The organism is Petrocella atlantisensis (assembly GCF_900538275.1).
GTDB classification, from domain to species: Bacteria; Bacillota; Clostridia; order Lachnospirales; family Vallitaleaceae; genus Petrocella; species Petrocella atlantisensis.
In genome coordinates this window covers 1130085-1155594 of the sequence record NZ_LR130778.1, presented here as the reverse complement: position 1 = coordinate 1155594, position 25510 = coordinate 1130085, and the positions used below count along the sequence as shown (strand labels likewise).

At 37.8% G+C, this 25510-nt stretch carries 23 protein-coding genes and 1 riboswitch; of the genes, 16 read left to right on the top strand and 7 right to left on the bottom strand.

All coding sequences use genetic code 11. The annotated features are described in order from the left end of the window. Positions 1-170 precede the first annotated feature (170 nt). The 6 genes from PATL70BA_RS05410 (at position 171) to PATL70BA_RS05385 (ending at position 5457) form a co-directional block, all read left to right on the top strand. Positions 171-1766 (top strand): complex I subunit 5 family protein, encoded by a 1596-nt coding sequence (locus PATL70BA_RS05410; RefSeq protein WP_125136421.1) that lies wholly within the window; start codon positions 171-173, stop codon positions 1764-1766. 72 nt (positions 1767-1838) lie between these two features. Further along, on the top strand, positions 1839-2270 hold the full coding sequence (locus PATL70BA_RS05405) for a pyridoxamine 5'-phosphate oxidase family protein (protein ID WP_125136420.1): 432 nt from the start codon (positions 1839-1841) through the stop codon (positions 2268-2270). A gap of 144 nt (positions 2271-2414) precedes the next feature. Then, positions 2415-3218: an amino acid ABC transporter substrate-binding protein gene (locus PATL70BA_RS05400; RefSeq protein ID WP_125136419.1), complete on the top strand. Its 804-nt coding sequence runs from the start codon at positions 2415-2417 to the stop codon at positions 3216-3218. Positions 3219-3261: 43 nt separating this feature from the next. Then, on the top strand, positions 3262-3912 hold the full coding sequence (locus PATL70BA_RS05395) for an amino acid ABC transporter permease (protein ID WP_125136418.1): 651 nt from the start codon (positions 3262-3264) through the stop codon (positions 3910-3912). A 12-nt stretch (positions 3913-3924) separates the two neighbouring features. Further along, positions 3925-4683, top strand: a complete 759-nt coding sequence (locus PATL70BA_RS05390) for an amino acid ABC transporter ATP-binding protein (RefSeq protein ID WP_125136417.1) — start codon at positions 3925-3927, stop codon at positions 4681-4683. 156 nt (positions 4684-4839) lie between these two features. Beyond that, positions 4840-5457 carry a flavodoxin family protein gene (locus PATL70BA_RS05385; RefSeq protein ID WP_125136416.1) on the top strand — a complete coding sequence of 206 codons (618 nt, stop codon included), beginning with the start codon at positions 4840-4842 and terminating at the stop codon, positions 5455-5457. Positions 5458-5465: 8 nt separating this feature from the next. On the opposite strand, the gene PATL70BA_RS05380 is transcribed toward PATL70BA_RS05385, so the two are convergent. Beyond that, on the bottom strand, positions 5466-6794 hold the full coding sequence (locus PATL70BA_RS05380; RefSeq protein ID WP_125136415.1) for an MATE family efflux transporter: 1329 nt from the start codon (positions 6792-6794) through the stop codon (positions 5466-5468). 201 nt (positions 6795-6995) lie between these two features. Between PATL70BA_RS05380 and PATL70BA_RS05375 the strand changes: the two genes are divergently transcribed. Beyond that, the gene (locus tag PATL70BA_RS05375) at positions 6996-7913 is read left to right on the top strand and encodes an aldo/keto reductase (protein WP_125136414.1); all 918 of its coding nucleotides are present in this window, start codon (positions 6996-6998) and stop codon (positions 7911-7913) included. 109 nt (positions 7914-8022) lie between these two features. Here PATL70BA_RS05375 and PATL70BA_RS05370 read toward each other — a convergent pair whose 3' ends face one another. Next, on the bottom strand, positions 8023-8706 hold the full coding sequence (locus PATL70BA_RS05370; protein ID WP_125136413.1) for a GTP pyrophosphokinase: 684 nt from the start codon (positions 8704-8706) through the stop codon (positions 8023-8025). Positions 8707-8986: 280 nt separating this feature from the next. Here PATL70BA_RS05370 and PATL70BA_RS05365 point away from each other — a divergent pair, with 280 nt between their 5' ends. Further along, entirely contained in the window at positions 8987-11083 is a 2097-nt protein-coding gene (locus PATL70BA_RS05365) for a stalk domain-containing protein (RefSeq protein WP_125136412.1), read from the top strand. 138 nt (positions 11084-11221) lie between these two features. Here the strand turns inward: PATL70BA_RS05365 and PATL70BA_RS05360 are convergent, their stop codons facing one another. Both PATL70BA_RS05360 and PATL70BA_RS05355 read right to left on the bottom strand, forming a co-directional pair. Further along, positions 11222-11605, bottom strand: coding sequence for a cytochrome b5-like heme/steroid binding domain-containing protein (locus tag PATL70BA_RS05360; protein ID WP_243115968.1), 384 nt, complete (start codon positions 11603-11605; stop codon positions 11222-11224). A gap of 68 nt (positions 11606-11673) precedes the next feature. After that, positions 11674-12045, bottom strand: a complete 372-nt coding sequence (locus PATL70BA_RS05355; protein ID WP_125136411.1) for a hypothetical protein — start codon at positions 12043-12045, stop codon at positions 11674-11676. A 424-nt stretch (positions 12046-12469) separates the two neighbouring features. Here PATL70BA_RS05355 and PATL70BA_RS05350 point away from each other — a divergent pair, with 424 nt between their 5' ends. The 5 genes from PATL70BA_RS05350 to PATL70BA_RS05330 all read left to right on the top strand — a co-directional run bounded on the left by PATL70BA_RS05350 (position 12470) and on the right by PATL70BA_RS05330 (position 17330). Continuing rightward, positions 12470-13048 (top strand): LemA family protein, encoded by a 579-nt coding sequence (locus PATL70BA_RS05350; RefSeq protein ID WP_125136410.1) that lies wholly within the window; start codon positions 12470-12472, stop codon positions 13046-13048. 11 nt (positions 13049-13059) lie between these two features. Continuing rightward, positions 13060-13815, top strand: coding sequence for a TPM domain-containing protein (locus PATL70BA_RS05345; RefSeq protein WP_125136409.1), 756 nt, complete (start codon positions 13060-13062; stop codon positions 13813-13815). Positions 13816-13982: 167 nt separating this feature from the next. After that, positions 13983-14064, top strand: a riboswitch (cyclic di-GMP riboswitch). Positions 14065-14155: 91 nt separating this feature from the next. Further along, positions 14156-16144 carry a methyl-accepting chemotaxis protein gene (locus PATL70BA_RS05340; protein ID WP_125136408.1) on the top strand — a complete coding sequence of 663 codons (1989 nt, stop codon included), beginning with the start codon at positions 14156-14158 and terminating at the stop codon, positions 16142-16144. A 97-nt stretch (positions 16145-16241) separates the two neighbouring features. Then, positions 16242-16805: a TetR/AcrR family transcriptional regulator gene (locus tag PATL70BA_RS05335; protein ID WP_125136407.1), complete on the top strand. Its 564-nt coding sequence runs from the start codon at positions 16242-16244 to the stop codon at positions 16803-16805. Positions 16806-16883: 78 nt separating this feature from the next. Continuing rightward, on the top strand, positions 16884-17330 hold the full coding sequence (locus tag PATL70BA_RS05330; RefSeq protein WP_125136406.1) for a hypothetical protein: 447 nt from the start codon (positions 16884-16886) through the stop codon (positions 17328-17330). Between the two features lie 124 nt (positions 17331-17454). Here the strand turns inward: PATL70BA_RS05330 and PATL70BA_RS05325 are convergent, their stop codons facing one another. Next, the gene (locus PATL70BA_RS05325) at positions 17455-18033 is read right to left on the bottom strand and encodes a protein-L-isoaspartate(D-aspartate) O-methyltransferase (RefSeq protein ID WP_125136405.1); all 579 of its coding nucleotides are present in this window, start codon (positions 18031-18033) and stop codon (positions 17455-17457) included. A gap of 197 nt (positions 18034-18230) precedes the next feature. Between PATL70BA_RS05325 and PATL70BA_RS05320 the strand changes: the two genes are divergently transcribed. Together PATL70BA_RS05320 and PATL70BA_RS05315 are read left to right on the top strand one after the other, a co-directional pair. After that, the gene (locus PATL70BA_RS05320) at positions 18231-19400 is read left to right on the top strand and encodes a hypothetical protein (protein WP_125136404.1); all 1170 of its coding nucleotides are present in this window, start codon (positions 18231-18233) and stop codon (positions 19398-19400) included. Positions 19401-19669: 269 nt separating this feature from the next. Further along, positions 19670-20938 (top strand): HD domain-containing protein, encoded by a 1269-nt coding sequence (locus tag PATL70BA_RS05315; RefSeq protein WP_125136403.1) that lies wholly within the window; start codon positions 19670-19672, stop codon positions 20936-20938. Between the two features lie 4 nt (positions 20939-20942). On the opposite strand, the gene PATL70BA_RS05310 is transcribed toward PATL70BA_RS05315, so the two are convergent. After that, a complete protein-coding gene (locus tag PATL70BA_RS05310) occupies positions 20943-22370 on the bottom strand; it encodes a helicase HerA-like domain-containing protein (RefSeq protein WP_243115967.1) in 1428 nt (475 codons plus the stop codon). A gap of 199 nt (positions 22371-22569) precedes the next feature. Here PATL70BA_RS05310 and PATL70BA_RS05305 point away from each other — a divergent pair, with 199 nt between their 5' ends. Continuing rightward, positions 22570-23061, top strand: a complete 492-nt coding sequence (locus PATL70BA_RS05305) for a shikimate kinase (RefSeq protein ID WP_125136401.1) — start codon at positions 22570-22572, stop codon at positions 23059-23061. Positions 23062-23819: 758 nt separating this feature from the next. Here the strand turns inward: PATL70BA_RS05305 and putP are convergent. After that, positions 23820-25337 carry a sodium/proline symporter PutP gene (gene putP / locus PATL70BA_RS05300; protein WP_243115966.1) on the bottom strand — a complete coding sequence of 506 codons (1518 nt, stop codon included), beginning with the start codon at positions 25335-25337 and terminating at the stop codon, positions 23820-23822. Positions 25338-25510: the final 173 nt, after the last annotated feature.

The window sequence follows — 25510 nt, the reverse complement described above, 5'->3', positions numbered from 1 at the left end:
TTTGAAGTGTCCCCTAATTTTACCGGTGGAGTATAAAGACTTCATGTGTACATGATGTTTTTATTAAAAACCTGACGATTTGCTAGGGTTTTTTCTTTAAAAGTGTGTTATATATAGAGTATAGAGTTTAACAAACCATATGTGTATGAATTAAATGAGTAGGTGAAAATGTGTCTTTATTTTGGTTGGTCGTTTTACCCATTCTTACGGCGCTCATTGGCTACTTGAGCAATTATAAGAAAATTCATCGGTTGATTTGGGTTTCCCAAGTCAGCACATTTATTATGGCTATTTTGTTTTTTATTAGGGTTATCGCTGAAGGCACCATTACAGAAACCCTTGGTAATTACTCAGGTGGTATCAGTATTAATTTAGTAGCCGATGCTATCAGCACCCTTTTTGTGGTTTTAACGACATTTCTTTTTACAATTATGTTATTGTTTAATTATCATAAAACGTATATGAATAAACTGTTTCTATTTCTGTTTTTAACACTTCAAGGCTTGATTGTAGCCATCTTTTTATCTAATGACCTCTTTGATATTTATACCCTAGTAGAAGTGGCCACGGTGGTGGTTAGTATTCTAATTATGTTCAAAAAAGACAGTCAGTCACTATACGACGGTATGGTTTATTTATTAACCAATCTGGTTGCTATGGCTTTCTTTCTATTTGGACTGGGCTATATTTACAAAATATTTGGAACGATGGATTTATCTTTAATAAAAGCTGGTGTACTCTTGATTGAAAATAAGGACACTCTGATATTACCCTATGTATTTCTGATTACAGCTATTGGACTTAAGTCGGCCATCATGCCTCTTTTTAGTTGGCTGCCGAGGGCACATGGTACGCCCTCAGCTCCGTCGATTGTTTCAGCAGTATTGTCAGGTCTATATGTAAAAGGCGGCGTTTATCTTTTCATACGTTTCCAAGATACATTTAAGGCGGGTCTTGATACCACTAGTCTTTTTCTTATAATTGGCTTTTTGACGGCGGTTTTTGGATTTGTCTTTGCCCTATCTCAAACGGATATCAAGCTTATATTGGCATACCATACAGTCAGTCAAATTGGTCTCATTATCTTCGGACTTTCTATGAATTCTGTATACAGCTATTATGGATCCATCTACCATATTATGAATCATGCCGTTTTTAAGGCGACACTTTTTTTAACAGCAGGTATGATTATAGAAGAGTACGAGACGAGAGACATAAGAAAAATCAAAGGTGTTTTTAAACGCATGCCTTATGTGGCGGTTATCATGAGTGTTGCTATACTGAGTATTACCGGTGCACCTTTGTTTAATGGAAGTGTATCCAAATATCTTATAGAAAAAGGTATAGGTTATCATACATACTTAGAATATGGACTGCTTCTTATTAATCTTGGGACCATCATATCATTTGTTAAATATGCAACCATGCTTTTTGGTCCTCATGAAAAAAGATATCATGTTCGTTTTAATCAAAAAGTTGCCTTAGGTATTCTCGCAACGGTTTGTGTCGTAACCGGTGTGTTCGGACAACGTATCATCAGCATACTTTTTGATTTGGAAGTCATTATAGATTTAAAAAGCTATTTTGTAAAAAGCACCCTGTATTTATCAAGTCTAGCACTCGGTTATCTATTCTATAAATATTTATATCCAAGGATTGGATTCTTTAGAACCATGCGTGAAATTGAGCTAAGTTTTAATGAGATTATCTTCTCCATTGTATTCTTTTTTGGTAGTATGCTCAGTTTTCTATTGGTGGCATATTAAAGAAGGAAGATCAAACAGGATGAAATATTTTTAAAATAAAAAGAAGCTTGACAAGCAAAGAGGAGGAATATCATGAATAAAAATATTGAAGCAATTTTAAATACAAATAATCTCTGTGTTTTATGTACAGAACACGAAGGTTACCCTTATTGTTCTCTCATGACCTTTACTCTAGGAAAAGACAATAAAACATTGTATATGGTTGCTATAGATGATTCGAAAAAATATAAAAACATTGCTCTAAATCCAAACGTAAGTATATTGATGGATAACAGACAAAGTTTGGGAAAAGCATCTAAAAATGAAATAATGTCTATAACCTTTGAAGGTTATAATGAAGCAATTGATCAAGAAAAGTCTGAAGAAGGAAAAAAAATACTTCTTGAAAAGCATCCGGATTTGTATGAAATCATTCAAAATCCTAAATGTGTACTTCTAAGTATTCGTTTAAAGGCCTATAAGCTTTTAATGGGACCAACAAATAGTGAAGAGGGTTATATATAATACCAAACAATCCTTAAATACTTAACGCGTTAAGTTGTTAAAGATTTAACCTTTTATCCTTTTGGCATATTTACTTCATTGTGCTAGTGTGGTAACATAGTGGGGCAGAAAAAAATAAGTAGAAAATTAGAAGGAGAAAATAAAATGAAAAAAATGATTTATGCTTTACTAATAGTAGCAATGGTCCTGACTTTAGGTGCATGCGCAAAAACAACACCTACAGAGGACACTTATGAGCAAGATACAACAGAAAAAGAGACCTTTGTTGTCGGGTTTGATCAAGATTTTCCACCTATGGGATTTGTAGCTGATGATGGCGAATTTACCGGTTTTGACCTTGAGCTTGCGGCAATTGTTGCAGAGCGTTTAGATAAAGAACTTGTCTTACAACCAATTGCTTGGGATTCAAAAGATATGGAGCTGGAATCAAAGAATATTGATTGTGTATGGAACGGTTTTACCATTAACGGTCGTGAAGAAACCTATACATGGACAGATGCTTATATGGCCAACAACCAGGTTTTTGTCGTAAAAGAGGGATCTGGTATAGAGACTTTGGCAGATCTAACAGATAAGGCAGTTGTGGTACAAGCGGATTCAAGCGCTGAAGCAGCACTGGGTGAAGTTGAGGACTTGGTAGCAACCTTTGGTGATTATTTGAAAGCTGCAGATTATAACATGGCTTTGATGGATCTTGAATCAGGGGCAGTGGATGCCGTTGTTATGGATGAAATCGTAGCCAGATATCAGATAGAAAAAAGAGGCAGCGCTTTTGTTGTCCTTGAAGAAGCACTAGCAGCAGAATCCTATGGTGTCGGATTCCTACTTGGAAATGAAAGCCTTAGAGATCAGGTTCAAGAAGCGCTTGAAGATATGGCAGCAGATGGCACATTAGAGACTGTATCCATGAAATGGTTTGGCGAAGATGTAACAACCATTGGTAAATAGAAATCTGTACGTTTTTAATGATGCGGTATTGTAGGAGGATGTTTTGGATTTATTGACCTTATTATCAAATCTAAGTGACGGTATGATCGTCTCTATTCAAATATTTGCTTTGACGTTGGTGCTCTCACTGCCTTTAGGGTTGGTTGTGGCACTCGGTAGAATGTCAAAAAATCCCATACTCAGAAATCTTGTTAAGGTATATATATCCTTCATGCGCGGGACACCCTTAATGCTACAACTGATGGTGGTCTACTTTGGACCCTATTATATCTTGGGTCTTAACATGCCAAGAGGCTATAGATTCTATGCAGTGATTATTGGATTTGCTCTAAATTATGCCGCCTATTTTGCAGAGATCTACAGAGGTGGCATTGAATCCATGTCTGTCGGTCAATATGAAGCAGCAAAAATTCTTGGTTATTCCAAAGCACAGACTTTTTTTAGAATCATCATGCCACAAGTCATACGACGTATCATTCCTTCAATTACCAATGAAGTAATAACGCTGGTAAAAGACACGTCTCTTGCCTATGTCATATCGGTTACAGAAATGTTTACAGTGGCTAGGGCAGTGGCTTCGGCACAAGCAAATATGATGCCGTATGTGGCGGCAGGTGTTTTCTATTATGTCTTTAATTTTGTGGTAGCAACCGTCATGGAAAAAATTGAAAACAAATTAAGTTATTATAGATAGGGGGGTCATCGTATGAGTTTACTTGAAATAAGACAGCTTAAGAAAAGCTTTGGTGACCTTCAAGTCATTAAGAACATATCTCTAAAAGTCGAGCAAGGGGAAGTGGTAGCCATTATAGGTCCCTCCGGCTCTGGAAAGTCAACTCTGCTCAGGTGTGCGACTATGTTAGAGTCCATTGATGCAGGTGACATTCTATATCTGGGCGAATCGGCGTTTAATTCAGATAAGGATGGCACGCCTCATAAGGTTACTGGCGCGGAGCTCAAAAAGATTCGTAGCTATTTCGGTCTTGTTTTTCAAGACTTTAATTTATTTCCACATTTCTCAGTGATTAAGAACGTGACCGATGCTTTAATACATACTCAGAATAAAAGTAAAGAAGAAGCATATGATATTGGTCGGAAACTGCTTGCAAAAATGGGTTTATCAGAAAAAGAAAATGCTTATCCTTTTCAGCTTTCAGGTGGGCAACAACAAAGGGTGTCTATAGCAAGGGCTCTGGCCTTGAATCCAAAAGTGCTTTTTTTTGATGAACCAACATCTGCTCTTGATCCTGAGCTGACCAGTGAGGTGCTTAAAGTTATTAAATCATTGGCTAAGGAGCATATGACCATGGTGATTGTAACCCATGAGATGAATTTTGCGAAAGAAGTGGCCAACCATGTTATTTTTATGGATGAAGGTGTTATTGCTGAAGAAGGTACACCGGAGGAAGTATTTGGTAATCCTAAAAGTGATAGGACGAAGGCATTTATTAAAGGGTATCAATAGGATAGTAAAAATATATTAACGAGGCCTCTAAGTGGATAAAAGCTTAGAGGCTTTTTTTAGTTCTCCAGTTGGTGCATCCATGCATTAACAATATATGATATAATCAGATGGTAAAACAAATAAACCAGACTATTGTAATTATACTAGGAGGTAGCGATGAAAGTATTAATGATTAATGGAAGTCCTCATAAGGAGGGCTGTACTTATACCGCGTTAAAAGAGGTGGAAAAAGAATTGGTGGGTGCTGACATAGAAGTGGAGATGGTCCATTTGGGGCAGTCGCCGATTCGTGGTTGTACAGGCTGTGGCAAATGTGCCAACAACCGATGTATTTTTGATGATGATATCGTCAATCGAATTCTAGAGAAATCAGAATCAGCCGATGCTTATGTTTTTGGTTCACCGGTCCATTATGCAGGTGCCTCCGGTGCTATAACATCTTTTCTTGACCGATTTTTCTATGCAGGCAGGGTTCATGCTCATAAACCGGGTGCAGCAATAGTCAGCTGTAGAAGAGGCGGTTCCACGGCAGCACTGGATCAGTTGAATAAATATTTTGCTATTAGCAATATGCCTATGGTACCGTCTCAATACTGGAATATGGTACATGGCAACACGCCAGATCAAGTAAAACAAGACTTAGAGGGTATGCAGATTATGAGAACCCTTGGGAAAAATATGGTATGGTTACTGAAGTGTCTAGAGGCCGGAAAAGCAGCAGGCATAGAAGCACCTGTGCGAGAAAAACGCATTGCTACGAACTTTATTCGCTAAAGAAGGCGTTAAACCAATGCTTTTGTGACCCATTTTTTGTTGTGCCATCTCAAAAAATTCAAGATGCCTCGAACCCATTCATCCAATAATAAGGCAAGCCATACGCCCGGAAGACCCCAATCAAAGATGACGACAAAAACATAAGCACCGGCAGCGGCAATGCCCCACATAAAAACGAGACCGATGACAACGGAGAAAATAACATCACCGGCGCCACGAAGACCGCTGATGAAAACGATGTTGAAGATGCGTCCCAGCTCTAAAAAGGCATCAAGTGCGAGAATAATCATCCCCCACTCTATGATACTCGGGTTATCAGAAAAGATGCGCATGAGTTGGCCACCAAAGAAATAAAAAATAACACCGATGCCACACATAACATAAAAAGCAATCCTAAAATTCTTGATACAGACATGATAAGCCTCATCCATCAGACCTTCACCAATAAGACGACCGATGATGATCTGATTGGCTTGGCTAATGGCAATGGTAACGATTAGAGCAAAGGTGACGATGCTGCCAACATAAGTCCGTACGATGGACATTTCTTCGCCAAGATAGACCAACACGATACCGGTGATGACAATCTGACTGACATTATAAGAGAGGTTTTCAAGAGCTGCTGGAAAACCTAGTTTTAATAATAGTCTTAGTATATGTTTGGGGAAGTTCTTAATATAAGTTATGGCAGATAGAGGTACTATGTTCTTAAATACAAAAATTGTAGACAAAATAACAGCAATCAATCGACTGATGGAAGTTGCAATGGCAACACCGGCTGCGCCAAGAGCAGGCAAACCAAAAGCACCAAAAAGCAAGGCATAGTCACCAATGATGTTAATAATATTCATCGTAGCGGTTATATAGAGCGTTTGCTTGCTGTAACCATAACTTCGCATGGTAACAGTGGAAATATTTAAGAAAGCCTGAAGAAACATGAAGATACCTACGATACGTATATAATCACTGGCATAACCCATGAGACCGGGTGTAATCCCAATAAGAATCAAAAGGTCCGGACCAAAGAAAAAAAGACCAATAGAGCAAATCGCCCCTATGATGGTGAGCACTACATAAGCGACCATGATGGTCATATGGCAATCCACCCATTTTTTTGCACCGATGAACTGAGCAATTAATATGGCAGCGCCAACGCTTATAATTGTAAATATGATATTGGTAAAATTAATCAACTGATTAGCGATGCCAACGGCTCCTGCAGCTTGGTCGGATATACGGCTTAGCATTAAAGTGTCAACAACACCAAGGGTCATAAAGAGTATGACCTCGAAAAATATGGGAATAGCTAAGCTCAATAAGGTTACCTTTTTTACCATGATAGACTCCTGTAAATCTTCATAAATGGTTAAAGGGTCTAAATAGTTTTGAAACCTTAACCATATATCTGATATATTTATTTTGGTGTTGAATCTTTTGTAACTTGAATTATACTTGATTATCGATATATGTCAACAAAACAAACAATCGAAACTTTTTGACAACTATTCATGTAGATTGAAAAAGGAAGGCGTGGTGCTATGAAAAAGTTACATGTATCTGGCGATAAAATTTCTATCCCTCAAATTGGATTGGGTTGTATGCGAATAGTAGAACTAACCAAGAAGGATGCCAATCACCTTATCAATACATCTATGGAACTCGGTATTAATTTTTTTGATCACGCAGATATATATGGAGGCGGTAAATCAGAAACCCTTTTTTCAGAGGCGGTTTCTATGAGCGCGTTAAGTAGAGAAAAGATGATACTTCAATCCAAGTGTGGTATAAGAAAAGGATTTTTTGATTTTTCTAAAGACCATATTCTCCAATCTGTGGATGGTATTTTAAAACGTTTGAATACAGATTACTTGGATATCTTGTTGTTACATAGACCGGACACTCTGTTTGAACCTGAAGAAGTAGCAGAAGCATTTGATTACTTATATGACAGCGGTAAGGTTAGACACTTTGGTGTGAGTAACCAGAACCCTATGCAGATGGCGCTATTAGAAAGTGCACTTCACCAACCTCTTTTATTCAATCAACTTCAGTTTGGTATTATGCATACAGGCATGGTGGATGCCGGATTGAATGTCAATATGAAGGTCACGTCCTCTATTGACCATGATGGTGGTATTTTAGAGTATTGTAGGCTTCACAATATTACGATACAGGCTTGGTCACCATTTCAGTATGGTTTCTTTGATGGCGTATTTCTAAACAAAGAAAAATTTCCTGAACTCAATGCTGTCATTGATCGATTAGCAGAGCGCTATAAGGTCTCAGATTCGGCGATAGCAGTTGCATGGATTTCAAGACATCCAGCTAAGATTCAAACCATAGTTGGCACTACAAATCATAAAAGACTTCGCCAAATAAGTGAAGCAGACACCATCACACTGACCCGTGAGGAATGGTATGAGATCTACCGAGCAGCCGGCAACATACTACCTTAACTAAGGATAAATGAATATAAACAAATCAAGCGCATCCAAATATAGAAAATATTTGGATGCGCTTGATTTGTTTATATTGCTTGAAATTTTGTAGCTTACTTGGAGGCTATTATTCTTGGTCGGCCTTTATGGCTTCGTAGATAGATTGCATTTCTAAGTCTAATTGGGTTATAGAACGAGCACAATCAAATAATCGGTCACGAATAACTTTAGAGACCTCATCCTGGGTTTTATATTTCAGTTTATGTTCTAGACTGGCCCAGAAATCCATAGCGATGGTTCGAATCTGAACCTCAACCTTCACATGCTTTGTCGAGTCGGATAAGAATATGGGCACTGCTACAATGAGATGAAGACTTCTGTACCCATTTGGTTTTGGGTTTTCAATATAGTCATTGCGTCGAATCAAGGTGATATCGTCTTGTCGGACTAAAAAAGCGGCTATTTTATCGATGTCACTGATGTAGTTGCAAATAACACGAATACCGGCGACATCCGATAGGTTGTTCCATATACTTTGGGTGCTGATTTCCACATCTTTTTGAATGAGCTTATCCATGATGCTTTGAGGCGACTTAAGCCTATATTCAATATGATGAATAGGGCTATGGTCGTATTTGATCTGAAATTCTTCATCCAATATTTCTAACTTAGTACGTACCTCTTTTATAGCAGCTCGATACAGTTGTTGCATAATCCCAAACTCTTTAATATTTTCTATAAAATCTATATTTTTTAGGACATCAAGATTCTTATTACCCATGTTCATCTGCAATATTTCATGAAATTCCATACACGTACTCCTATCGTCATTAATAATGCTTTGAGTATATCAGAACAAGCTATAAGTTCCTATTAATAATGTATAAATATATTATTAAAAATATATTTATAGAAAATCGTAAAGCGTCTATGATATTTTTATTGTGACAAGAAACAATCATATTACGTGTGTTCTGCATACGTGTATGGAAGACTTATGACAATAGGGTTACAAAATCATTCATATCTAGATAGAGGGTAAACATATCTGATATAATGGTTGTGACCGATGGGTCGAAGGAGGTTTTCACATGAAGTTAATTAGAAATATTATACTAAGTCTTACCTTATCTGCATTATACATAGTCTCATCAAGTTTAATGACCATTGATGGTCATGCCCAAGATATTCGTTTGGTTGTAGATGGAAAAGACATAACTCAGTTGTCCACACCGATTATTCAAAATGGAAGAACCATGGTACCTATACGTTTTGTTACAGAGGAAATTGGCGCAACCGTCAATTGGGATCCTACGAACAGAACAGTTGAGGTTATTAAAGGGGATCAAAGTGTTTTTCTCAAGATCGGTAGTGCACTAGTAGGCTACAACCAAGGCGCCTCTTATCAGGTGAGCGACGTAGCACCTTTAATTGTAGGTGACCGTACTTATGTACCACTAAGACTTATCAGCAATGCCTTTGGCATCGGTATTGAGTGGGTTAATGAGACAAGGGAGGTTCGTGTAGATTCAAGTAAAACATCTGTAAAAGCACCTTTCCATGAAGTAGCCATAACATCCCTGTCACCGGGTCAATCGATTCATGGTAAAACAGCGGTAACATTCACTTTTGGTGATCGTTACAAAGCGACACTTGGCGAGATTCGATTATTGCTCGTAGACCGACAAACAGCTACCGGTTTTGTTGTTGGTAGAACGACCAGTGTTTCAAACAGCTTAACCTATGTGCCTTCTCTTGAAGATAATGGGAATAAAGTCATGGTCGTTGCGCTCTATGATAAATATAATAAACTTTTAGCAGCAGATGCAGTTCCCGTAAATATTTCAGTTACGCCTAATATAGTACTAGAAGGTCTTGTTGATGGTGAAACCATTCAGAAAACAGTGGTACTTAAGCCGAATGTTAATTTTATAGCGGAACATATCACCTATGAGCTTACCAACCTCGGTAATGGTAAAGTAATCACAGTCATTGAACAAGATCCTTATGGTTCTTACACTTGGACACCTACCAAATCTCAAGAAGGGAATTATAGTGTTAAAGTGATGGCCTATGATGCTATGGGCAATGTCTATTATAGTGCACCCTATAGTTTTAGTATTCAAGTTGACTTGAACCTTTCTTTAGTTGGTGTTACAGAGGGTATGACGGTGAATAGGCCGGTTACATTGCTTGCATCAAGAAACTTTGATGTAAGAGAGACGACTTACCTGATTAAAGATGAGAGAACCGGTGTGGAAACGGTATTGGCAACCTTACCTTATGGTGGTTATAGATGGTTTCCGGGTGAAAGCTTTTCTGGCAATAAGGCGCTAAAAGTCAGCGTTATTGATGCCGGCGGAACGGTTCGAGAAAGTGCTTATGTACAAGTGAAAGTCGATGGAAGCCCTAAGCTACAACTTTCAGGCGTAGGTCCAAATCAGGTACTAACAAGTGAAACAAAGCTTAATGTAAGTAGCAACGTTACGATGGACAAAGTGAGTTATATACTAACCAATAAAAGTACAGGGTCGACCAAGATTATTGGACAAGATATTCCTACAACAGATGAATGGATATTTAAGCCAACATCATCAGATGAGGGACAAGTGTCACTTAGAGCTGAAGGCTACTACAATGGTTCTAAGATAGTATCAGAGACCATAGATTTTAGAATATATACGGACAAAACATTTGGTCCAAAAGCCATTATTGAAAAAGACAAATTTTTAGCGTTTTCATCCGGTATGGCAAAGACATCTTGGAACAACACAGGTATGTCAGCGGCATTGCAAACCGCTCAAGCCATATTAGAAACAGGTTGGGGTCAAAGCGTGCCACAAGATAAATATAGTGGCAAGTTTTCTTATAACCTCTTTGGCATAAAAGGTTCGGCGACAAATGGATCCGTTACTTCCAATACGTGGGAGGTCTATAATGGTGTAACCTATAGAGTGGATGCCAATTTTAGAGCCTATAATAATGCTCAAGAGAGTTGGAATGATCATAAGAGCTTACTGTTAAACGCAGATCGATATGCACCGTTTAGAGATGTGATGTATCAAAGCAGTTTGGGCGCATGGGCTATTAAACGTGCTGGATATGCAACAGATCCTCAGTATCCGATAAAGTTGATGAAATTAATTCGACAATATAATCTGAAGGAACTGGACAGAGTTGGCATATAATTCATAAGAGGACTGTGTAACTAATTATAAAAAAAGGCAAGCGCTAGATGCGCTTGTCTTTTTTAATTTGGTAAGATTAAGGGTGAGTAATTCCATAATAAGCCAACTTCGACCGTAAAGTGCTGGAAACAGATTGTGTTATTCGATAATCACGCCTACTTTTTTTGCGAGTTCAAGGTTTTTTACACCATGAGGTGCTTTTTCAATGATACCCGTTAGGTCCGTACCAGCAAACTGACCGTTATGGGTACCATTGGCCCATTGAGGTACATCTGATACATCATAGATGATGTTATTATGTGCTACATAAGCAGGCATACCATCTTTTCCATTGTAGGCAGCCAAGGCCTCTAAGGTGAGCTCGATGCTATCTGTATCAGCCATAAGTTCATCGGTTTCCATTTCGGGTTCATCTGTCTCAACAATTTGTTCGTCTTCAATAGGCATTTCTTCTTCCACAACTGGTACATAATTGTTAGCCTCATCCGATTGACAACCGGTAAGGGACAAAGTTAATGCCATAAGAGTTATTAGGAGCCATTTCATAGTATCACCACTTTCTTTAAAAACTTATAGGTTGTTTAAAGTGTCTAAATAAAATACCATGGACGCAGATAATGGAGTAAGAAGAGTAAAACAATCAAAATACCCATATATCGATGGACCTTAGCAAAAGATCTTTTTTTAGTACGCTTGTAAAGCAATCCGAGGAGTCCGTTGAGTGCCAAAACCATCAATAACAATGAGCCGGTATGGAAATCAAAACGCCCCAGTTTTAGATAGCCATGGATAAGTCCGGTCAGGACTAACAGACCACCGACATAGGGATGCATCTTGCGACCCTTTTTCAAGAATTGATTATAGTTTTTATTCTTTCCTTTTAGCCAACGTTTGTTCACTTCAATAGCAACCGGAAAGGAGAGGAGCAAGAATAATAAAAAAGCATTGAACCAACCCAACATGTAATCAGTCCTTTCAATTTAAATATGATTTCATTATAAGAAACCGACCTTGGATAATCATAATCATTATCATTAATAGTAATATTCACATTATATCATGATGGCAAAAGAAATTCTATAATTATTATGTATAAAGTCATGGTTAAGGCGTCAAAACCTAGTTTTGACGCCTTAACCAATCATAAAATGTAAAGGAATATATCGTTATAAAAATTAATAATTTCAATTTCAAGTGGCATATTAGGACGACGTTTATTGTCAAAATCAAGTAAAAAGAATTAAAAAATGATTAAAACGATGACTATGTCATGGTAAGAGGTAAAGGTTAGTGGTACAATGTAGAAGATATTCAAGTTGTAATGTTTGCATTCGTATGGTAAACATTATAACAATTATGAAAATGACAATTAGAAGAGGTGTTAGTATGAAAAAAGGAAGTATAGCTTTAATCGTTATAGCAGTCATCGTCTTAATCATCTTTGCCATAGGTGGTACGGTCGTATCAAGATACAACAGTTTAGTCGTATTAGATGAAGAAGTGAATATGTCTCTGAGTCAGATAGATAATCAGCTACAAAGAAGAAATGACTTAATTCCAAACTTGGTTGAAACAGTTAAAGGATTCGCAAGCCAAGAAAAAGAAATTTTTGATAATATTGCGGATGCACGTGCAAGAATGATGGGGGCAGGAACAGTCGGCGAACAAGCAGAAGCAGATGCACAATTGTCAGGGGCATTATCAAGGTTGCTTGCAATATCTGAAAACTATCCGGATCTAAAGTCAGATGCCAATTTCAGGCAGTTGGCGGATGAACTGGCAGGGACTGAAAACAGAATTGCAGTAGCAAGACAGGACTACAATTCAGTGGCCAGAAACTTTAACAGTGTTGCGAAGCAGTTTCCTATGAACTTTTTTGCCGGAATGTTTGGTTTTGAGTCGGCAGAATATTTTGAAGCCAGTGAAGGCGCAAGTGAAGTCCCTACTGTAGATTTTAATAACTAGGAGGGATTAGATTGAAAAAAACTATAGCGGCATTGTTCATTCTAACAATGCTGCTTTCTATGTCGGTGATATATGGCCAAAGCTATCCAAGCCACACCCCAGAATTCTATGTTAATGATTATGCGGGTATTCTTTCAGCTGAAACTGAGGAAGCCATCATGAAAGTGTCGGTACCATTGGCACAGGAGACGGGTGCGCAAATTGTTGTTGTTACTGTAGATAGTTTAGAAGGGCAAGATATTGAATCTTATGCTCTTAATCTATTTAGAGAATGGGGCATCGGTGATGCGACGAAGAACAACGGTTTACTTCTATTGGTATCTCTAAATGACCGTCAATCCCGTATTGAAGTGGGTTATGGTCTTGAAGGTGCCTTAAATGATGCAAAAACAGGACGGATACAAGATGACTACCTTATTGGTCATTTTCAAGAAGGTAATTATGATGCTGGTGTTATCGGAACCTATTTAAAACTAGCTGAAGAAGTGTATATAGAATATGATCTTGATGAGGCAACCATAACAGACCAGAATGTTTACTATAAGCCGGGCACTGAAGAGGAAGAAGGCAAGCTGACCATATTCCATGTGATTCTAATCATAATCGGCATCATGCTTATGATGCTAGATTTAATCTTCAATCGCGGACGTATTACTAGAGTTGTGTTGTATATGATTGTAAGAAACTCAGGTAGAGGCGGCGGTGGCGGCGGATTTGGCGGCGGCGGCGGTCGAAGTGGCGGTGGTGGTAGCTCTAGGGGATGGTAGTTGTTGTATTTAAACCTTAAGCATAGGAAGATGGAAAAGTAAATTTCAAAATAATATAAAGCCGAATTATATGTACTTTTTATTAGCAATAGAGTATAATGATAAATCAATAAGTATTATGATAGGTAACTGGGTAGTCTAGTGCTTATTTCTTCAAGTTTAATCACATAAAATAAAGGCACAGCTATCGAAAGATAGTGTCGCAAAGCTATGGGTCTAAGGGGTTACTATGATTGCCAGGTTGCCGTTTGGATATATGATATTGTAGCAGTATCTTACTTACCACCGGTCATTCGTTGATTGGTGGTTTTTATTTTTTAGCAAAGAAAGGAGAATAGTTATGAAAAGTATTAAGAGCAAGTTGGTGGTTTATTTTTCAGTATTAATCTTATTGATATCAGCCAGTTTTGGTATTGTATCTTTGGTTATTATCAGTAGGACGGTGACGGAAAATGCGGAGGCATCCTTGGTTCTTTTAGCAGAAGAAGGTGCTAAGCTCACAGAGAGTCGTATTGAAACAGGGATTCAATCACTTGAAACCATTGCAAAAATTAGCGAAATTGAAAGTATGGATTATGAGCAGCAAAAAAGTGTTATGGAAAAACAAATGATGGCATCAGGCTTCTTAGCTTTAGGGGTCGTTAGTCCGAATGGGACAACCAATTATCATGATGGAACAACCGCTGAACTAGGGGACAGAGCCTATGTTATAAAAGCATTTGAGGGTGAATCTAATGTTTCTGATGTCATTATCAGTAGAGTAACCAACTCGGCAGTTTTAATGTTTGCAACACCCATTAAAAACAATGGTGAGGTTGTTGGGGTTTTAGTTGGCAGACGTGATGGAAATGCCCTTAGCGATATCACAGATGATTTGGGATATGGTGAAAATGGTTATGCCTATATGATAAATGATAAAGGTACTGTTGTGGCTCATATTGACCGAGAAATGGTACTTAATCAATTTAACCCAATAAGTGCTTTAGAAGAAGATCCTAGTATGGCGTCTTTAGCGGTTCAGTTTGAGAAAATCATATCAGCCGAAAATAGTGTTGGTAGATACACATATAATGATATGGATTTATATATCGGATACGTTCCAATAGAAGGAACAAATTGGACTATTGTAATAACAGCGCATTCAGGCGAGGTATTACAAGCCATACCTACCCTTCAAAAAAGCATTTTGATTACGACCGCAATTATACTTATTATAAGTATAGCTCTTTGTTATATTCTAGGTGATTCTATCGTGAAGCCAATTATTGGTATCATTGAACATTCTAAGAAAATTTCTAACTTAGATATTACTGAGGATGTACCGCAAATCTATATAAGTAAAAAAGATGAAGTAGGATCCCTTGCCAAGGCTTTCCAGAGTGTAACGGATAATCTACGAGAGTTTATTAAGCATATATCAGACACATCACAACAAGTAGCAGCATCCTCGGAAGAATTGACGGCCACCAGCCAACAATCGGCCTATGCAGCGGATGAAGTGGCTAGAACCATAGAAGAGATTGCAAAAAGTGCTACAGAACAAGCAAAAGATACAGAAAATGGCGTGATGAGAACGGATGAAATAAGTCATATTATAGAAGAAGATCTAGAGGATATGAAACAGGTGGATATAGCCATGAGACAACTGACTTTGCTTAAAGATGAAGGTACAGAGGTCATAATGGGTTTAAATACAAAAACTCAAAATAGTAATAATGCTATTGAGAAAATCTATCATAGTACCCTAGAGACCAATGAAAGTGCAGATAAGATTGGACAGGCGAGTGAGCTGATTAGAAGTATTGCTGAGCAAACCAATTTACTAGCACTGAATGCGGCCATAGAAGCGGCAAGAGCAGGCGAAGCCGGAAAAGGGTTTGCAGTGGTAGCAGATGAGATTCGAAAATTAGCAGAGGAATCTACGACTTCCGTAAAGGATATTAACGATATGTTGAAAAAGTTACAGGATAACTCGAAAAGTTCTGTAAAATCAATGGAAGAGGTTCAAGGCATTATTAAGGATCAAGTAGAAAGTGTTCGAATAACAGAGAGCAAATTTAATGGTATTTCTAAGCAGGTCGAAGATGTTAAGTCAATTATCAATAGAGCACTGGATTCAGTGAGTACGATGGATGATAAAAAGAATGAGTTAGCAGAAATTATGCAAAATCTAGCGGCCATAGCCCAAGAGAATGCTGCCGGTTCTGAAGAGACATCGGCTACCATGGAAGAACAAGCGGCTTCAATGGCAGAGATATCTAATGCCAGTGATGCTCTATCTCGTTTGGCAGAGGATATGCAAAATAAGATTGCTATATTTAAGTATTAGGGATAAAATTTTATGTCACCTTGACAAACGACGAAGTGTCGGATAAAATGAAATTATAGCGACGAGGCGTCGGATGTCATAGGAGGCAAGGGTTAAGATGAATGCGGAAGCGAGAAGGCAACAAATTTTGGAGGCAGGGCACAGTTTGTTTTTAGAGCAGGGTTTTATGCTTACAACGATTGAAGAAATAGCAAAAAAAGTAAAAATTGCCAGAACAACAGTATATGAATATTTTAAGTCGAAGGACGATATCTTGATTGCACTTATTGAACCAATCATTTTGCCCTATCCAATAGATTTGCCGGAAGGTGATACTAAGGGCAAATTGATATACCTCATTCAATCTTCACTAGATCAACTTCAAGAGCATAAGATTATTTATAGGATTTATTTTGAAGAATTTTTTGCGTTGGACCAAGAAACGGCAGAGTTTTTTAGGAAATGGCAAAATCATAAACAGGCGCAAGTACATGAGATTATACGACAAGGAATAGCATCCGATTGTTTTTCTAGAAAATGGAGCTATAAGGACATCGGGTTTGCGTATCAAGCACTATTAGAGCATAAAATGAGAAATTTCTTGATGACCGGACAGGTGATTGATATAGGCTATGAGGCAACGCATATGGTAGATCTATTGTGGCTGGGAATTGGAAAATAGACAAAATATGGAACAGTTTTATATTTCATACGTCTAAAATAGAGTAATAAAATATACAAACTTAGGAGGTATTTAATTATGAAGAAATGGATGATTTTTGGCATATTGATTATAGTGGTTGGGCTGTTTTCAGGATGCTTCAATAGCAAACCCGAAGTCATGGAGGAAGAACAGGTGGTTTCAGATGTCGTAGAAGAAGAAATGACAGAAGAACCATCAGAGGAAGTGACAGAGGAAGCAACAGAAGATACTTTACCGGAAGAAGAACCGGCTATGGAAGAAGAGTTAGAAGAAGATATGGAGACAACAACTGGTATCTATGTCGGTCAGATAGATTCTAATAGTATCGAGGTTGAGATTACTGATATTTCAGCAGAAGATACATTCAAAGCTTTTCGATTCTCCGAAACAGTAAAAGCCAACTTTGGAGACTATAACCTTACAGAAGGTGATAGAATAAGTATTTCATTTAAACTGGATGAAAATAATGCAAGTATTATTCATGACATTGAAAAATTAGAATAAGCATTAATAAGTAAGTAATAAGAGAGAAGTCCAACTTCCCGTATCTGAGTAGTTGGACTTCTCTTTAATTAGAATAAATGTGAAATTGCTTAAAAGCATCACTATATGTATTGCATTTATGTTATTATAGTTCATAGTCTCCAACAAGGGGTACAAACCGAACAGGTTCTATTGATGAGACAGTAATATTACCCTCACTGTCTTTTATTATAAGACTAAGGTCTTGAGCATATTTATTGCCAACAGGGATGAGAAGTCGACCATCCGGCCTCAACTGTTCGATTAAGGTTGGTGGGATTTCTCTAGCAGCAGCGGTTACGATGATGCGATCATAGGGCGCATGGTCCATTAAGCCATAGGTACCATCTCCAAGAATAAAGGATATATTATGATAGTTTAAATTTTTTAGGCGTATTTCTGCTTTTTTCATAAGTGGTTCTATGGCTTCAACGGTATATACCCAATTAGAAAACTGTGCGAGAAATGCCGTCTGGTAGCCGGAGCCTGTTCCTATTTCAAGTACTTTATGCTGCGGCTTTAGCTCAAGAATCTCTGTCATGTACAGTACGAGTGAGGGTTGTGATATCGTTTGTCCAAAACCAATCGGGAAAGCCCGGTCAACGTGGGCCAATTCCTTGTATTGTTCCATGAACAAACGACGATCCAATTGCTTGAAAAAGACTTTTGTGGGGCTTTTGTTCATAAAATCACATCCTTAGTACAGCTATGCAATGTATTAAGGTTAAAAGGGTTGCCATTAAAAATCTACTCTATATTAGAAGTATAACATAGGGTCAGGTTATAGGAAATCCGTCCTATTACCTTGAAAATGCATCTTTTTTATAGGTTGATACGTCCAATTAAGAGTAAGACATATGGATAAGAAGGAGAGATATTATAATGAAAAAACATTTTATGAATAAAATAACACTGTACGTCATGCTAATGGTGCTTGGTAGTCTATTATTATATGGATGTCAATCAAAAGAAAATCAGGAAGTAAATGAAGTGCCTGTACCCATTGAAGAGGCCCAGGAAAGCCAACAGGAGGAGAATCTGGATGTGCCTCAGCTTGAAGTAGAAGTCATAAACGTCGTTGAGAAAAAGTATGAGGATATATTAGCCACCTATATGAGCGCTTTACCCATAAAGCAATCCGATGAACCGGTATCTACCATTGAACAAAAAAAGTGGGTGACGGATATGAAAACTTTATATGATGAGAAGGGTACTTCCAAAGCTATATATAATTTATACAAAGAAGGAATCGGTAAATTAGCGCCAGAAGAAGCAGATTTGTTTACAGCCTATGCTATTTCCGGTATGCGTCGGAACAGTTTTGAAGATTATAAAGCTATAGAATCTTATGCCATGCAACCGGATTTTTTTGATCGATTTTTTAAAGAAGCTGAGCAATACGACTACAAGTATATAAAGTTAGCTCAAAATGTAGATGCGATTGAAGATGATGAAATCAAGACCTTAGTGATGGAAGCCAAGGATCAAGGTTATTATCTAGCCAGCGCTGAAGGCATGTTGTTTTACCTTGTTGATTTTACGGAGTTTGCAAAAAATAGAGATTATAATACAGAACCAATGAGAGACTTGCTGATTACTTTGGCAATTGATACCCTTGAACCGATGGCATCGGATGGCGGTTTTATTGTAGACGGTGACATCATTGCAGCTAGAACCTATGGCATGGGTAAAATGCTTGAAGGCTATGAAGGCACACTTTATGAAAAATATATGGCCATTCGTTTTAAGGATCATATGAGTATGTTGCTCATGGGTATAGACAATTCACCAACATATAATTTTGAAGATCAGCGTTTAAAGGAAGATAATTTAAGAATTTTCAAAGAGATACAAACATTAGAAGATAGTTATATGGCTGAGCTCGTAACGGCGTTCATGGAGCTGGTATCAAGTAATGACAACATACTGGATGAAGAAGTTCGAACAGAGGCTTATGAAATGTTGAATAAAATAGATGAAAAATACAATCTCACACTAGAGGACCTCTCATCATTTGGAACTTGGATGTCCGGATTAGGTGTTGAAGAATAATCGTTTATAACTTCTTAAAGCTATGCTTCTTGTTCTCTATGCAAGCAAAGCTTCTTTTCTTGTCCTCTAGTAAAGTCTATTCCATGTTAATGCGTTGAAGCATCGCATTAACTATCAAGGAAGTCTTTCCTGCCGGAACAATTTGCTTTGCAAAGCGAGGCATAGCCTCTTTGTTTAAATCAACCATAGCAAGTTATAGAATTATACATTATAATGAAATAAGAGATGTATAAACCGTAATAAAATGTAGGAGAGTAGGTGAAATCAGGTTGGTTTTAGAACGTGAAATTTTGGAAAACATAAGGTATCGGGTATATCAAGTATTGGATCAACTGGGTCAACAAAGCTATGATTATCAACATGTTAGAAGTGTCGAGCGTTTAAGTGGTGAAATGGCGAAACGGCGGGGTTTGAACAGTGATATTGCCCAGACCATAGCCTTGCTTCATGATATGGGTCGAATCACTGAAAATGCAATGGGTAAAGAGCATGGTATTGTTGGAAGTAGGCTGGCTTTTAGATGGCTTACGGATTATAACGTAGAGGCGCCTATTAAGCAGATTGTGGTCGATGCGGTGGCCAAACACAATAAGAAAAAACAGATAGATGGTCCCTATGATGAATTAATTAAGGATTGCGATGCATTAGCACATGAATTGGAGATAGGAGAATACCTTCCAAAGTATGAGCAGATGAGATGTGAACAAGCTTATAAACTGTTTTTTAAGATAGTTATGAGAGATCTTGATGAAATAGATAGGATTTTCCAAGAAAAATGGCGCGACTTGTTCAGGGTTCTAAAAAGCCTAGATGAGCAAGCCCTTGATAGTAAACAAGTCCATACTATTCGTACTGAGATTAGGACTTTAAGGGCTATGATTTGGATGCTTAATGGATATCAGTCCAAAGGTGTCAAAAACTTGGAACATTTTCTTAAAGAAGTTTTTATTGATCTTGAACAGTCTAGAAAGCTTTCGGTATTTAGAAAGTCCTTAAAAAAAGCAGAAGCCTCCAATAAACTTATCGGGCAAGTTTCAAAGCTATTACAGGATGAAAATAAAAAAATGATAAGAAAAATTAGAAAAAGAACATTAAAGCGTGAAAAGTCAGTAGATAAAGTAAATATTGGGTTAAAAGCAGTACCTCAACATGAAGCATTAGCTATAAAGTATAAAATACAAGAAGACTTAAAAAAAGACTATGTATCACTCCTTGAAAAAGTATCCATCAAGAATCTAAAATCATTACACAAGCTTAGGATATTCGGGAAAAAATTCTTGTATTTGGCGGAGTCAGGTGTAATTATATTTCTAGATGAGCATGATGGTCAACTTTATAGTAACATTCATAGAACAGTTGGTGGACTTAATGATATTGAGGAAAACAAAAAGCTGCTTAAGATATTCATGAAAGAAAAGTCCATTTCTCTCAAGAAAAAAGAAATGGACCGACTACTGATGTATTATGACAAGGAAACATCCAGATTGAACCAAGAGATGAAATGGATGTTGTTTATGATGAAAAAGCGATTTAATTAGATGGCTATTTTTTTAATGAGCCAAGTATGCCTCGTATTAAGGACCGGCCGACATGGGTACCAATGGATGAAGCTGTCGACTTCATAAATCGATCAAGGGGAGAATCTGTCTTTCGAACACTTTTCTTGGCCTCTTCCTTAGTGTTTATACTGTCTTGTGTATGCAATGCTTTTTCTTTAAGGGCCTCATAAGCTGAATGGCGGTCATAGCTTTGATTATATTTATTCTTAAAATAAGACATATTGATATGCTTGATGACGGCCTCTTGCTCAGCAACGGGGCCGATTTTACTTTTCGGTGGCATAATATAGGCCCTCTCAACGATACTGGGTATGCCTTTTTCATCTAAGAATGAGATCAATGCTTCACCAACACCTAGATTAGAAATAACATCTGCTGTATCAAAGGCTTCATTCTGTCTGAAAGTATCAGCTGCAACGCGCACCGCTTTTTGTTCTTTAGGTGTATAAGCACGTAAAGCATGTTGAATTCTATTGCCTAATTGTGCCAATACAGATTCAGGAATATCTAGGGGATTTTGGGTGATGAAATAGATACCCACACCTTTTGAACGTATTAATTTTACAATCTGTTCGAACTTATCCAGTAATGATTTGGACATGTCCTTGAAAATCAAGTGCGCCTCATCAAAAAAGAATACCAGACGCGGTTTATCAAGATCGCCGACTTCATCGAGATCCTCGAAAAGTTCGGAGAGAAGCCATAGAAGGAAAGTAGAATAAAGACTAGGATTGGTAGAAAGCTTTGAAGATTCTAAAACATGAATCATACCATGCCCCATGTTGTCAAAAGTAAGTAGATCGTGAATATCAAAGGCAGGTTCTCCAAAAAAATGTTCAATGCCTTCTTGCTCCATGATGATGAGCTTTCGATGAATAGCACCCAGGGTCGCTTTACTTATACTTTTATACTGTCCTTCTAATTTGGAGCCGCTTTCAGTGATATGACCAAGGATAGCCAACAAGTCCTTAAAATCCAGTAGAAGTAGGCCATTTTCATCTGCAAATTTGAAAATGGTATATAAAACTGAAGTCTGAACATCGTTGAGTGTGAGTAATTTACTGAGCATGAGTGGTCCCATATCTGAAACGGTTGCGCGAATCGGATGACCTTCTTCACCAAAGATATCCCAAAATGTAGTTGGGTATGTCGTAAAAGCCACACTTTCAAGACCAATTTGCTCAAGGCGTTTTTGAAATTTATCGCTATGTGTACCGGGTTCAATAAATCCTGTAAGATCTCCTTTTATATCCTGCATGAAAACAGGTATGCCCTCTTCACTAAAAGCTTCTGCAAGCACTTTTAAGGTTACAGTTTTCCCGGTACCGGTTGCTCCGGTAATAAGCCCGTGTCTGTTAATCATTTTTGGATTCATACTGATTTTTTTACTTACATTAATACCTATCTCCATGATACACCTCATACTTTTTCTTTTTTTTATTAATCATAGCATAAAAGTAACAGGTTTTCATCTTGTAGATGATAGGTTCAACAATAAAATTATTTTCTAATAAGGAATATTTTTTACCACGACTTGTCAGTGGAATATGGTTGTGCTAAAATCTATGAATTATAGAATCTTTCGAACATATGATTATGAAGGAGACAATATGAATATTATACTTATTGGTATGTCAGGAGCAGGAAAAAGTACCCTAGGCATCTTACTTGCAAAAGCGATTGGAAAAGAATTCCTTGATACCGACCTACTCATTCAGAAAAAAACAGGAGAATTATTACAAAATACGATAGATCAACAGGGAATTGAAGCTTTTCTTGAGATTGAAGAAAAAGTGATTCTATCGATAGCGGCACAAAACACAGTGATTGCAACAGGTGGTAGTGTAATATATTCTGAAGCGGCTATGAACCATTTAAAAAAGTTGGGGTCTATTATTTACCTTCATGTTCCGTTTGATGAAATAGAAAAAAGGGTCAATAACATTAAATCTAGAGGTATCATTATGCGCAAAGGCAGAAGTCTAAAAGATGTCTATGATGAAAGAACACCACTTTATAGACGTTATTGTGATGCTATTGTAGAGTGTGGCGGTAAGGATGTTGAAGCTTGTGTTGAAGGGATTATACTCGAAATTGGATAAAAGTAGTGTCTTGAATGAGCTACTATGAAATTAGAATTGCTAATCAATTAATATGAGACTAAGGAACATTTTTTTTGTACAAGTTGATAATTGTAATAGTACGTTATAATCGTAGATATAACACACAGCTTTTCCTTGCCTTTCACTTCGTACGGTCAGCGGAAAAGCTGTGTATCACATCTACTCGGTAATAAATCGTCATTTCGTCAAGAAAAAGCGCTGCTCAATCATCCTTCCATTTTAATTTTCAAGGAAAGTCATACTTTAGTATTCAGCCTTGAAGCGTGGCAGAATACGTCAAGGACCTTTCCTATCAAACCATTCAGAAATATGAGCAGAGCTCATAGCGAAGCGAAGCTTCTTTTCTTGCATCCATGTAAAAATGAAGGACGTTCTACATCCATGTAGAACTTTGATTGATCAGTGCTTTTTCTTTCCTGATTCGGTTCCTCTTATGCCTATAATAATTAAGCGTTAGTACGTATATTCTTTAGGACGTAGTAAAGTAGCAAATAATACCACAAGAAGCCAACATCGACTATGAAGTTCCTGGAACTGTGTGTATGACTTAAGCAAGTCTGCATGGATGCAGACCGCCGACTTTTGGTGCAGGACGCACCAACCGGAGGCCGTAGTCATATACACTGTGGAAGGGTTTTCATGGGATCCATTTTAAAACACATTCATTTTTTCACTTAGAGACATGCTCGACACATTAACATATATGTTACCTAAAGATTAACAAAGTTCAATAATTCCTATATTTCCATCAAAACAACAGCATCAAATTCATCTGTAATCTCTTGTGTGGGTGGTGCTGTAACGAGTGAAACAATTACAATGGCTATGAGTGCCACTATAAAAGCAGGCACAATCTCGTAAATCTGCCAAATAACACCATCAAAACTTTTTGCAACCGTTATCCAGAAAATCACTGTCAAGGTGCCGGAGATCATGCCGGCCATAGCGCCCCATTTGTTCATGCGCTTCCAAAAAAGTGATAGTAAAATAACCGGTCCGAATGCGGCCCCGAAACCTGCCCAAGCATTAGAAACAAGCCCGAATACAGAGCTGTTAGGGTTAAGGGCAATGATGATAGCTATAACAGATACGATAGCGACAGACAGTCGGCCGACCAAAATTAATTCTTTATCATCAGCTTTTTTTCTGAAAAATTGTTTATAAAAATCCTCGGAAATAGAGGAAGCTGTGACCAAAAGCTGTGAATCAGCGGTGCTCATGCTAGCCGCCAGTATGGCTGATAAGAAGAGGCCGGATAAGATTGGTATGAACATACCATCCACCATATGCATGAATACTTTTTCAGCATCAGCAACAGGGGCATCAGCAAAATAGAGTCTGCCAACCATACCGACAAAAACAGCAGCAAAGAGTGTGAGAACAACCCAAATCATAGCGATGAGTCTGGCTTTTTTTATGTGGTCAGAAGACCTAGCAGCCATGAATCTGGCCAGTATATGGGGTTGACCAAAATACCCAAGTCCCCATGCCAAATTAGATAGGATGACTATAAAGGAAATATGGGTCACTGTTCCGGTTTCTCTAAAAAGATTCATATAGTTCACGTCAACAGCCTCAAGAGCTGTAAATGTCGCACCAAAACCGCCAAGTTCTGCAACCGCAATAACAGGTACAACCATAAGAGCAATAAACATCAGGACACCTTGAATGACGTCTGTTGATGAAACGGCCATAAAACCACCAAGAAAAGTGTAGAGCACAATAACAAAGCCACCTAGAATCAAGGCATACACATAAGGAATACCCATGACCAGTTCAAATAGCTTAGCACCGGCTGCAAATTGTGCTGATGTGTAGACAGAAAAGAAGACAATAATGACCAAAGCTGAAACAACTCTTAGAATCTTGGTATCATCTCTGAAACGATTCTCAAAGAAGTCCGATAAGGTTAAGGAGTTCTTTGAAAGCTCAGTATATTGTCTTAACCTTTTTGCGACCAATTTCCAATTAACGTAGGTACCCAGTGCCAAACCAATGCCAATCCAGGCTGCCTGTATACCGCCAAGATAGGCAGCGCCTGGTAAGCCAAGAAGCAGCCAACCACTCATATCAGAGGCCTGTGCAGACAAAGCTGTTGTCCAACTACCTAAATTTCTGCCGCCCAGTACGTAGTCGGAAAAATTACTGGTTTTACGATAGGCAATAAAACCAATCCCAATCATGCAAAGTAAATAAAAAGCCAAAACCATTAATTTCGTTACCTGTGAAACATCCATATTATTTACCTCTCTCATTTTTTTATTTCATGAATAGTGCTTCTATTCAATCTTCTAGCATTATACAGGAAATAGGACGTGTAAACAATAGTTTAGTCACAACATCCGATTGGACAAATGAAAGATACTGGTAGCTTCTTCTTCCTTGTGGTAAAATCATAATAGCATAAATAAGTGGATGCAAAAAATTT

What these genes read in the sequence shown, in the direction of transcription:
- PATL70BA_RS05405 (WP_125136420.1), top strand. Translation starts at nt 1,839, where the DNA reads ATGAATAAAAATATTGAAGCAATTTTAAATACAAATAATCTCTGTGTT.
- PATL70BA_RS05400 (WP_125136419.1), top strand. Translation starts at nt 2,415, where the DNA reads ATGAAAAAAATGATTTATGCTTTACTAATAGTAGCAATGGTCCTGACT.
- PATL70BA_RS05390 (WP_125136417.1), top strand. Translation starts at nt 3,925, where the DNA reads ATGAGTTTACTTGAAATAAGACAGCTTAAGAAAAGCTTTGGTGACCTT.
- PATL70BA_RS05385 (WP_125136416.1), top strand. Translation starts at nt 4,840, where the DNA reads ATGAAAGTATTAATGATTAATGGAAGTCCTCATAAGGAGGGCTGTACT.
- PATL70BA_RS05380 (WP_125136415.1), bottom strand. Translation starts at nt 6,794, where the DNA reads ATGGTAAAAAAGGTAACCTTATTGAGCTTAGCTATTCCCATATTTTTC.
- PATL70BA_RS05375 (WP_125136414.1), top strand. Translation starts at nt 6,996, where the DNA reads ATGAAAAAGTTACATGTATCTGGCGATAAAATTTCTATCCCTCAAATT.
- PATL70BA_RS05370 (WP_125136413.1), bottom strand. Translation starts at nt 8,706, where the DNA reads ATGGAATTTCATGAAATATTGCAGATGAACATGGGTAATAAGAATCTT.
- PATL70BA_RS05365 (WP_125136412.1), top strand. Translation starts at nt 8,987, where the DNA reads ATGAAGTTAATTAGAAATATTATACTAAGTCTTACCTTATCTGCATTA.
- PATL70BA_RS05360 (WP_243115968.1), bottom strand. Translation starts at nt 11,605, where the DNA reads ATGGCATTAACTTTGTCCCTTACCGGTTGTCAATCGGATGAGGCTAAC.
- PATL70BA_RS05355 (WP_125136411.1), bottom strand. Translation starts at nt 12,045, where the DNA reads ATGTTGGGTTGGTTCAATGCTTTTTTATTATTCTTGCTCCTCTCCTTT.
- PATL70BA_RS05350 (WP_125136410.1), top strand. Translation starts at nt 12,470, where the DNA reads ATGAAAAAAGGAAGTATAGCTTTAATCGTTATAGCAGTCATCGTCTTA.
- PATL70BA_RS05340 (WP_125136408.1), top strand. Translation starts at nt 14,156, where the DNA reads ATGAAAAGTATTAAGAGCAAGTTGGTGGTTTATTTTTCAGTATTAATC.
- PATL70BA_RS05335 (WP_125136407.1), top strand. Translation starts at nt 16,242, where the DNA reads ATGAATGCGGAAGCGAGAAGGCAACAAATTTTGGAGGCAGGGCACAGT.
- PATL70BA_RS05330 (WP_125136406.1), top strand. Translation starts at nt 16,884, where the DNA reads ATGAAGAAATGGATGATTTTTGGCATATTGATTATAGTGGTTGGGCTG.
- PATL70BA_RS05325 (WP_125136405.1), bottom strand. Translation starts at nt 18,033, where the DNA reads ATGAACAAAAGCCCCACAAAAGTCTTTTTCAAGCAATTGGATCGTCGT.
- PATL70BA_RS05320 (WP_125136404.1), top strand. Translation starts at nt 18,231, where the DNA reads ATGAAAAAACATTTTATGAATAAAATAACACTGTACGTCATGCTAATG.
- PATL70BA_RS05310 (WP_243115967.1), bottom strand. Translation starts at nt 22,370, where the DNA reads ATGGAGATAGGTATTAATGTAAGTAAAAAAATCAGTATGAATCCAAAA.
- PATL70BA_RS05305 (WP_125136401.1), top strand. Translation starts at nt 22,570, where the DNA reads ATGAATATTATACTTATTGGTATGTCAGGAGCAGGAAAAAGTACCCTA.
- putP (WP_243115966.1), bottom strand. Translation starts at nt 25,337, where the DNA reads ATGAGAGAGGTAAATAATATGGATGTTTCACAGGTAACGAAATTAATG.